Genomic DNA, 6,396 nt, shown 5'->3' on the forward strand with positions numbered 1-6,396 from the left:
GCCGCCTACTCCAAATGTGAAGCTCTGGTGTAGGTGAAGTTGAGAATAAGTCGCCTACCGGCCCTGACGTAGCGGAATTCCATATTCCGATTGTGCAAGTTGTGGAGGCCGTGACAGCCGCCGGATCCGGCCGTCGGCTCTCAGCCACGCCCCACGTACGGCATCGCCGTCGCCAGCACCGTCGCGAACTGCACGTTCGCCTCCAACGGCAGCTCCGCCATGTGCCGCACGGTCCGTGCCACGTCGGCCACGTCCATCACCGGCTCGGGCACCACCGAACCGTCGGCCTGAAGGGCACCCGTCTGCATCCGCGCGGTCATGTCGGTCGCCGCGTTGCCGATGTCGATCTGGCCGACGGCGATGTTGTGGGCCCGCCCGTCCAGCGACAGTGACTTGGTCAGTCCGGTCAGCGCGTGCTTGGTCGCCGTGTAGGCGACGGAGTGCGGGCGGGGCGTGTGCGCCGAGATGGACCCGTTGTTGATGATCCGGCCGCCCCGCGGGTCCTGCTCCTTCATCTGCCGGTACGCCGCCTGGGCGCACAGGAACGCCCCGTTGAGGTTGGTGTCCACCACATGCCGCCAGGCGTCGTACGGCAGCTCCTCGACCGGCACCCCGCCGGGCCCGAACGTCCCCGCGTTGTTGAACAGCAGGTCCACCCGCCCGAACCGCTCCACCGTGGCGGCGAACAGCGCGGCGACGTCCTCCTGCCGCGACACGTCCGTCCGTACGGCGAGAGCGGCGCCGTCGGGTGCCAGTCCCGCCGTCTCCTCCAGCGTCTCCACGCGCCGTCCGGCCAGCGCCACCGACCAGCCAGCGCGCAGCAGCTCCACCGCGACCGCGCGTCCGATGCCGGAGCCCGCGCCGGTCACCACGGCGATCCTCACGTCCGTCCGCGTCTGCGTTTGCCTGTCATCCATAGCCCCGCAGCGTAGGTGAGGGTCCGCCATTCGGAACTCATCCATCCGCCATCCGGGTGTTGTGTACGCGCCAAGCGAGTGTCGTCCCCGGCCACTCCAATGCCTCGTGCATCCATCAGTCAGGGGAGGACCGGATGACACTCGCAGCACACGCCCAGCCCCAGCACGCCCCCGAACTGCGTGCGGCCGCCCGCCACATCGGCCGCCGCCGCTTCCTGACCGTGACCGGCGCGGCCGCCGCGCTCGCCTTCGCCGTGAACCTGCCGACGGCGGGCGTGGCCGACGCCGCCCAGCTCGACGCCCGCCGGATCACCGACGACCCCTTCACCCTCGGCGTAGCCTCCGGCGACCCCCTGTCCGACTCGGTCCTGCTGTGGACCCGTCTCGCCCCCGCCCCCTACCAGCCCGACGGCGGACTGCCCGCCCAACGGGTCACCGTGCACTGGGAGTTGGCGCACGACGAGAGGTTCACCAGGCTCGCCAGACGCGGCGCCGCCATCGCCTACCCGGAGTTCCACCACACAATCCATGTCGAGGTCGGCGCGCTCGACGCGGACCGCGTGTACTACTACCGCTTCCGTGCGGGCACCTGGATCAGCGAGACGGGCCGTACCCGCACCGCGCCCGCCACGACCGGTGAGGCGAGCTCGCTGACCCTCGCGGCCGTCTCCTGCCAGGCGTACGCCGACGGCTATTTCACGCCCTACCGCCATCTCGCGCAGGACGACGTGGACGTCGTCTTCCACCTCGGCGACTACCTGTACGAGTACGCGGTCAACTCCGTCGGCGGCTACCGCAACTACACCGACCGCACGCTCCCCGCGCTCTTCAACCGCGAGACGGTGACCCTGGAGGACTACCGGCTGCGCTACGCCCTCTTCAAGTCCGACCCCGACCTCAGGGCCGCGCACGCCGCGCACCCCTTCGTCGTCACCTGGGACGACCACGAGACCGAGAACAACTACGCCGACGACACCCCCGAGAACAGCGTCCCGCCGGAGGAGTTCCTGCTGCGCCGGGCCTCCGCCTACCGGGCCTACTGGGAGAACCAGCCCCTGCGGCGCCCGCAGCGGCCCGTCGGCCCCGACATGCAGCTCTACCGGCGCCTGACATGGGGCCGGCTCGCCCAGTTCGACGTGCTGGACACCCGGCAGTACCGCTCCAACCAGGTGTACGGCGACGGCTCCCAGATCCCCGGACCGGACGTCGACGACCCGGCCCGCACGATGACCGGCGCCACGCAGGAGCGGTGGCTGCTCGACGGCTGGCGCGACTCGGCGGCGCTGTGGAACGTCGTACCGCAGCAGGTCACCTTCTCCCAGCGGAACTTCGACCTGACCGCGCCGTCCCGGGTGTCGATGGACGCCTGGGACGGCTACCGCGCCTCCCGCCGCCGGGTGCTGGACGGGGCCCGGGCCGCCGGCATCGAGAACCTGATGGTGCTCACCGGTGACGTCCATGTCGGGTACGGCTTCGACATCAAGGACGACTTCGACGACCCCGACTCCGCCACGCTCGGCACGGAGATCGTGGCCACGTCGATCGCGAGCGGCCGGGACGGCATCGACAGGCCCGCCAACTGGGACACGTACATGCGGGCCAACCCGCACATGAGGTTCTACAACGGGCGACGCGGGTACGTGACCGTCGCGCTGGGCCAGCGGCTGGCGCGGACCGACTTCAAGACGGTGCCGTACGTGACCACGCCCGGGGCGCCGGTCACGACGGCCGCGTCCTTCGTCACGGAGGTGGGGGAGCCGGGGCTCACGCCGGCGTGAGCGCGGGCGCGAGGTCCTCGCCGTAGCCCTCCTCGGGGGCCTCGCCCGGGTAGCGGACGCCGACGCGGTCCCGGATCGCGTCGAGCGTCCGCATCACGGCCAGCGTGCCGTCGAGCGGGACCAGCGGGGACTCCGTCTCACCGGCGCGCAGGGCACGCGTCACCTCGGCGGCCTCGTGCCGCAGGCTGTTGCGGGGCCCGTCCGACGGGTCGGCCGTGAACTCCTCGGGGTCACGGCCGTCGCGGTGCAGGACGAAGCGGTCCGGGAAGAAGAAGCCGTTCGGTACGTCGATACGGCCGCCCGAGCCGGTGACCGACGCAGAGGTCGCCGTACCGCCGACGACGGAGCAGTGCAGCGAGGCCAGCGCGCCGCTGTCCCAGGAGAGCAGGGCGCCCGTCTGGAGGTCGACGCCCTCGGGCGACAGCATCGCGCGCGCCGCGACGTCCGACGGCTCCCCGAGCAGCAGCTGGGCGAAGGAGACCGGGTACACGCCGAGGTCCAGCAGCGCGCCGCCGCCCTGCGCCGGGTCGCGCAGGCGGTGCGAGGGCGGGAAGGGGCCGGCGAGCCCGAAGTCGGCCTGGACATGGCGCACCTCGCCGATCGCGCCGCCGTCCACCAGGGCCTTGAGGCGCCGGACCAGCGGGTTGCAGTACATCCACATGGCTTCCATCAGGAAGCTGCCGCGCGCCTTCGCCAGGGCGACCAGCTCCTCGGCCTCCCGCGCGTTCAGCGTGAACGCCTTCTCGCACAGCACGTTCCGCCCGGCCTCCAGGCACAGCCCGGCGGCGGCGCGATGCGCCGAGTGCGGGGTGGCGACGTACACGACATCGATGTCGCCGTCCTGGGCCAGCGCGTCCCAGTCGCCGTACGCCCGGGGAATCCCGAAACGCTCCGCGAACGCGTCCGCCGACGCCTGGGACCGCGAGGCCACCGCCACCACGTCGGCGTCCGGCAGATCGACCAGGTCCGCCGTGAACGCGGCCGCGATCCCTCCGGTCGCCAGGATCCCCCACCGCACGTTTCGTTCCGCCACTGCGGCCCCACCCCTCGCTCATGTGACCCTCGGCACTCTGTACGAGCTGAGAGCATAGAGGGCGGATCAGTCGGAGAGGGAGGGGCGCATGGGAGACCACGGGGGGCCGACACAGGACGTGCCGGAGTCAGCCGTGCCGGAGTCAGCCGTACCGCGGACGTCCGTACCGAAGGCAGAGCAGGCGCCCGCCCGCTCCTTGCGCCGCACCGGCGTCCTCGTCACCCTCATCCTCGGCGGCCTGACCGCCACGCCCCCGCTCGCGATGGACATGTACCTCCCCGCGCTTCCGGAGGTCACCCGCTCCCTGCACGCGCCCGCCGCGACCGTCCAGCTCACGATCACCGCCTGCCTGGCCGGAATGGCGCTCGGGCAACTGGTGGTCGGCCCGATGAGCGACCGCTGGGGCCGCAGGCGCCCGCTGCTGGCCGGACTGGCCGTCTACGTCGTCGCCACCGTGCTCTGCGCGCTCGCCCCCACCGTGGAGTCCCTGGTCGCCTTCCGGCTGGCGCAGGGCCTCGCGGGCGCGGCGGCGATAGTGATCGCACGGGCGGTCGTACGCGACCTGTACGACGGCGTGGCGATGGCCCGCTTCTTCTCCACCCTCATGCTGATCTCCGGCGTCGCCCCGGTCGTGGCGCCGCTCATCGGCGGCCAGGTCCTGCGGGTGACGGACTGGCGGGGCGTGTTCGTCGTCCTCACGGTGGTCGGGGTACTGCTCGCCGGGCTGGTCTGGCGGCGGCTTCCCGAGACCCTGGCGCCGCAGGACCGGCACAGCGGCGGGGTCGGCGAGGCCCTGCGCGCCATGCGCGGTCTGCTCGCCGACCGCGCCTTCACCGGGTACATGCTGACGGGCGGGTTCGCCTTCGCCGCGCTGTTCGCGTACATAGCGGCGTCCCCGTTCGTGATCCAGGAGATCTACGGTGCCTCGCCGCAGACCTTCAGCCTGCTGTTCGGACTCAACTCGGTCGGCCTGGTGGTCGTCGGCCAGATCAACGGCAAGGTGCTGGTGGGCCGGGTCAGCCTCGACCGGGTGCTGGGCGTGGGCCTGGCGATCGTCATCCTGGCCGCGACGGCGCTGCTGCTGATGTCCCTGGACGTGTTCGGCGAGATGGGACTGGTGCCGGTGGCCGCCGCCCTCTTCGTCCTGATGTCCGCGATGGGCGTCACGCTCCCCAACACCCAGGCCCTCGCCCTGCTGCGCACCAAGCACGCCGCCGGGTCCGCCTCCGCGCTTCTCGGTACGTCCTCCTTCCTCATCGGCGCCGTCGCGTCGCCCCTCGTGGGCATCGCCGGGGAGGACACCGCCGTCCCGATGGCCGTCGTCCAACTGGCCGCAGCACTGGTGGCGCTGGCCTGCTTCATGGGAATGTGCCGTCCCTGGAACAGGCGTACGGATACGGTGGGAGCAGAGAACTGAGCGCGCCGAGACTGCGCGGGGACACGCCGGAAAGGGCCGGACTCGACCCCGAGGAGATCCGCCACCTCGTCCTGGAGGTCCACGACCTCACCACCGGCCCACGCCCCTGGGCGGCCGGGGCCGTGCTGGTCGTCGGGCGCGGGCCGTACCTCGCCGTCGAGGAGGCGGCGGGCTGGGCGGTGCGGTACTCCTCCTACGACGAGGAGAAGGACGCCGGGGTCGAACTGCCGCCCGGGGCACGCGTCCCGATGACCACGGACACCCCCTTCGACCTGGCCTCCCTCACCAAACTCTTCACCTCGGTGGCCGCGGTGCAGCAGATCGAGCGCGGCACGCTGGGCATCGACGCGCGGGTCGGGGCGTATCTGCCGGACTTCCGTGCCGCCGCCCGGCACGACATCACGGTGCGCCAGCTGCTCACCCACACCTCGGGGCTGCGCCCCGAACTGCCGCTGTACGACTGCGCCGACGACGCCGAGCGCCTGCGGATGCTGCGGGCGGAGCCGCCGGTCGGGGTGCCCGGCACGTACTGCTACTCCGACCTGAACCTGCTCCTGCTCCAGCACGTCCTGGAACGCATCACGAGCCGCACGCTCGACGTCCTGATCCACGACGGCATCACCCGCCCGCTGGGCATGACCGCGACCCACTTCGGCCCTTGTCCCGGGGCCGCGGCGACCGAGGACCAGCGTCGGCCGTGGGGGAAGGCGGACCGGGGGATGCTGCGGGGGATGGTCCACGACGAGAACGCCTGGGCGCTGGGCGGGGTCGCGGGCCATGCCGGTCTCTTCTCCACGGGGCGTGACCTCGCGGTCTTCTGCCGCGCGCTGCTGTCCGGCGGCGCCTACGGTCCTGCCCGCATCCTCGGCCCCGACTTCGTCGAGCTGCTGCTGACCCCGCCCGGGCTGGGGTTCGTCGTCGACCAGCCGTGGTTCATGGGGGAGCTGGCTGGGCGGGGGGCCGCGGGGCATACGGGGTTCACGGGGACGTCGCTGGTGCTGGACCCGGTGACGGACACGTTTCTGGTGCTGCTGGCGAACACGGTGCATCCGCGACGCCGGACGCCGGACAGCCGGGTGCGGGCGGCGGCGGGGACGCGGGTGGCACGGGCGGTACGGGGCCTGTAGGACGCGCAAGGGGTTTCGCCCCCGCCGCCCCTACCCGTCCCATCCTTCTGGGGCTCCGCCCCAGACCCCGCTCCTCAAACGCCGGAGGGGCTGGATTGTCAGTGCCGGCCGGCATCATCCAGCC

5 protein-coding genes are annotated in these 6,396 nt (G+C 72.1%); 3 read left to right on the top strand and 2 right to left on the bottom strand.

Features of this window, described 5'->3' with window-relative positions:
• Window positions 1-140: 140 nt before the first annotated feature.
• On the bottom strand, window positions 141-917 hold the full coding sequence (locus ADK36_RS35945) for an SDR family oxidoreductase (protein ID WP_048584314.1): 777 nt from the start codon (window positions 915-917) through the stop codon (window positions 141-143).
• Window positions 918-1,051: 134 nt separating this feature from the next.
• Between ADK36_RS35945 and ADK36_RS35950 the strand changes: the two genes are divergently transcribed.
• Entirely contained in the window at window positions 1,052-2,695 is a 1,644-nt protein-coding gene (locus tag ADK36_RS35950; RefSeq protein WP_048584315.1) for an alkaline phosphatase D family protein, read from the top strand.
• Here ADK36_RS35950 and ADK36_RS35955 read toward each other — a convergent pair.
• Window positions 2,682-3,728, bottom strand: a complete 1,047-nt coding sequence (locus tag ADK36_RS35955) for a Gfo/Idh/MocA family protein (RefSeq protein ID WP_048584316.1) — start codon at window positions 3,726-3,728, stop codon at window positions 2,682-2,684. The genes ADK36_RS35950 and ADK36_RS35955 overlap by 14 nt on opposite strands.
• A gap of 88 nt (window positions 3,729-3,816) precedes the next feature.
• Here ADK36_RS35955 and ADK36_RS35960 point away from each other — a divergent pair, with 88 nt between their 5' ends.
• Both ADK36_RS35960 and ADK36_RS35965 read left to right on the top strand, forming a co-directional pair.
• Window positions 3,817-5,145, top strand: coding sequence for a multidrug effflux MFS transporter (locus tag ADK36_RS35960; protein WP_048584317.1), 1,329 nt, complete (start codon window positions 3,817-3,819; stop codon window positions 5,143-5,145).
• The gene (locus tag ADK36_RS35965) at window positions 5,097-6,272 is read left to right on the top strand and encodes a serine hydrolase domain-containing protein (protein ID WP_053200561.1); all 1,176 of its coding nucleotides are present in this window, start codon (window positions 5,097-5,099) and stop codon (window positions 6,270-6,272) included. The genes ADK36_RS35960 and ADK36_RS35965 overlap by 49 nt, the downstream gene beginning before the upstream one ends.
• Window positions 6,273-6,396 lie beyond the last annotated feature (124 nt).

Origin of the sequence: Streptomyces viridochromogenes (genome assembly GCF_001270495.1) — a bacterium.
Taxonomy (GTDB): Bacteria; Actinomycetota; Actinomycetes; order Streptomycetales; family Streptomycetaceae; genus Streptomyces; species Streptomyces viridochromogenes_A.

Bases quoted from the DNA above. Each gene is read 5' to 3' on its own strand.
- ADK36_RS35945 (WP_048584314.1), bottom strand. From the start codon at position 917: ATGGATGACAGGCAAACGCAGACGCGGACGGACGTGAGGATCGCCGTG.
- ADK36_RS35950 (WP_048584315.1), top strand. From the start codon at position 1,052: ATGACACTCGCAGCACACGCCCAGCCCCAGCACGCCCCCGAACTGCGT.
- ADK36_RS35960 (WP_048584317.1), top strand. From the start codon at position 3,817: ATGGGAGACCACGGGGGGCCGACACAGGACGTGCCGGAGTCAGCCGTG.